This is a genomic window from Porphyromonas sp. CAG:1061 (assembly GCF_000435035.1).
In the GTDB taxonomy this organism is placed as follows: Bacteria; Bacteroidota; Bacteroidia; order Bacteroidales; family Porphyromonadaceae; genus Porphyromonas_A; species Porphyromonas_A somerae.
Window position 1 is genome coordinate 1 of the sequence record NZ_HF988910.1, and the last position, 2,384, is coordinate 2,384.

Consider the following 2,384-nt stretch of genomic DNA (forward strand, 5'->3'; position numbering starts at 1 on the left):
AAATGCTATCCGTCTGGTAGGCTATGTGGGGAAGGAACCCAACATACGGTGGTACGACCCCACCACCTGTGCTGTACGCTTTTCACTCGCCACACACGCCCCTACGCATCTCACCGAGGAGGCACTGGAATGCAGTGGAGAGGTGACCGACTGGCATAGGATTATCTGTTATCGGGCACTCGCAGAGGAGGTAGGTACCAAGCTACTCCCTGGGGATCTGGTGGAGGTGTCGGGGCGGCTGACCTATACACGTAGCTACAATAAGCAGGGGCAGTTTACCACGCATACCTTTATCATCGCCAAGGAGATCACCCTTCTTAAGAGAAAGGAGGTGGCCACTACCACCCCAACGGAGAAGAAGGTACAAGAGCGATACGGCCACCTCTTTGAGGAGCTAGAGAAGAATCCCGATGGATTGCCCTTTTGATTGAGCACACAACCGCTAATAATATAGACCAATAGATATTTTGGACGACCCGAGTTATTTATCCAGTTTATTCGAAGGTGTAGTGACCTATCCCATCACTACACCGGTGATCATTGCACTCATCCTGGCACTTATTTGCTTGGTATTGAGTGGTTTCTTTTCAGGCTCGGAGGTGGCCTTTTTCTCACTCCGCCCCAAGGATATTGAGCAGCTCGAGGAGAGCTCAGAGAAGCGAGAGAAGCAGGTGCTAGAGGCACTTGCCAATTCAGACTACCTACTCGGTACTATCTTGGTGATGAATAACTTCGTGAATATTGCCATCACCATGCTCACTAGCTATGCCGTAAGCCGACTCTTTGACTTCGGCGAGGCACAGACTTTGGGCTTTATAGTACAGGTGATCGGTATCACCTTTTTGGTCCTCCTTTTTGGTGAGATTATCCCGAAGGTCTACTTCCAAAACCACGCCCTTGCGGCTACGAAGTTTATGATTGGTCCATTCCGATACCTGATGAAGGTGACTCAGCCAATCGTCCACCTCCTAGTGAAGATAGGAGCCGGAGCCACTAAACCCTTTATCAGTAAGGAGAGCAAGGTGACGGAGAGCGATCTCGAGCGGGCTATTGCCCTGACCACCGATGACCAAGAGGAGCAGCAACTCCTCCATGGGATTGTCCGTTTTCATCGCAAGACAGTCAATGATGTGATGACTCCCCGTATGGATATTGTGGCGGTAGACCTTGAGGATAGCTTTCAGAGTGTCAAGGCGCTGATTGTGGAAAAAGGGTACTCGCGTATGCCTGTCTACGATGAACGGATCGATAATATCAAAGGAGTCCTCTATGCCAAAGACCTACTCTCGCACCTCTCGGAGGGCGATGACTTTGCGTGGCAACCGCTGATTAGGGAGCCTTTCTTTGTGCCAGAGAGCAAGCGGATCAATAGTCTGCTGGAGGAGTTTAGAACCGAAAAGATTCATCTCGCCATAGTGGTGGATGAATTTGGTGGCACTAGCGGATTGGTGAGCATGGAGGATCTACTCGAGGAGATCGTGGGGGAGATTGAAGATGAATACGATACCGATGAGGAGGTGCTCTACACGGAGCAACCCGATGGAAGTATTCTATTCGACGCCAAGATAGGGATTGTGGACTTCCTGCGTATCACCGGAGTGCCCGACTACAAGGAGATCGAGGAGGAGATGGAGGAGGTGGACACCCTCGGTGGAATGCTACTGGAGGCAAAGGGCGACTTCCCTACAGTGGGTGAGGAGATCTATATCCGCAAACACCGCTTTGTGGTGCGTGAAATGGGGCGCCGACGTATTAGCAAGGTGCAGTTTTATCCCGACACTGAGGGCGAAGCAGAAGCAGAGGAATGAGCCCGAAGGTGCTGATCTTTCTCACGCCGATAGAGCAGGAATTGGAGCGAGGAGAGGCGGTGCAAAGGGCGAAGCAACGGGTACTTTCCTCTCCTATTTCATATACTACTAAGGGGCGACCAAGGCTGGAGGAGCACCCCGATTGTGCCCTCTCAATCTCGCACTCTCAGCACTGGCTGGCGGTGGCTATCGGACCGCTAGGAACACCACTAGGCATTGATGTAGAGGAGAAGGCCCAGCAGGCTGAGCGGACCTTGCCACGCTATAGCACCGCTGAGGAGCAAACCCTTCTAAAGAAGTACGGACTTCCACCAATACAACTCTGGACCGCCAAAGAAGCGGTCTACAAAGCCCATTCGGAGCAGCTTTCCAAAGGCATCAACCAGATAGAGATGGTCTCCCCTACCCTCTGCATCGCTACCACCGACAGCGGGAACCAGGTGGCACAAACCGTCCATTCCCAATACCTAGCAATAGAAAAGCTCTACCTCACCGTCGCCACCGACATTGAGATAGAGCTCCGAACCGTCTAAATTCAAAGGATAAGGACCTCCTTGGAGGTCCGATTTGTCGTAG

General features: G+C 52.0%; 3 protein-coding genes. All 3 read left to right on the forward strand.

Features of this window, described 5'->3' with window-relative positions:
* A partial coding sequence (locus tag QVO39_RS04425; RefSeq protein WP_288171753.1) for a single-stranded DNA-binding protein occupies positions 1-427 on the forward strand: 427 nt, incomplete at its 5' end.
* Positions 428-467: 40 nt separating this feature from the next.
* Positions 468-1,808, forward strand: a complete 1,341-nt coding sequence (locus QVO39_RS04430; RefSeq protein ID WP_021903178.1) for a hemolysin family protein — start codon at positions 468-470, stop codon at positions 1,806-1,808.
* Complete coding sequence (locus QVO39_RS04435; protein ID WP_021903179.1) at positions 1,805-2,341, forward strand: 4'-phosphopantetheinyl transferase family protein; 537 nt, start codon at positions 1,805-1,807, stop codon at positions 2,339-2,341. Before QVO39_RS04430 ends, QVO39_RS04435 begins: the two co-directional genes overlap by 4 nt.
* The last annotated feature ends 43 nt before the right edge of the window (positions 2,342-2,384 follow it).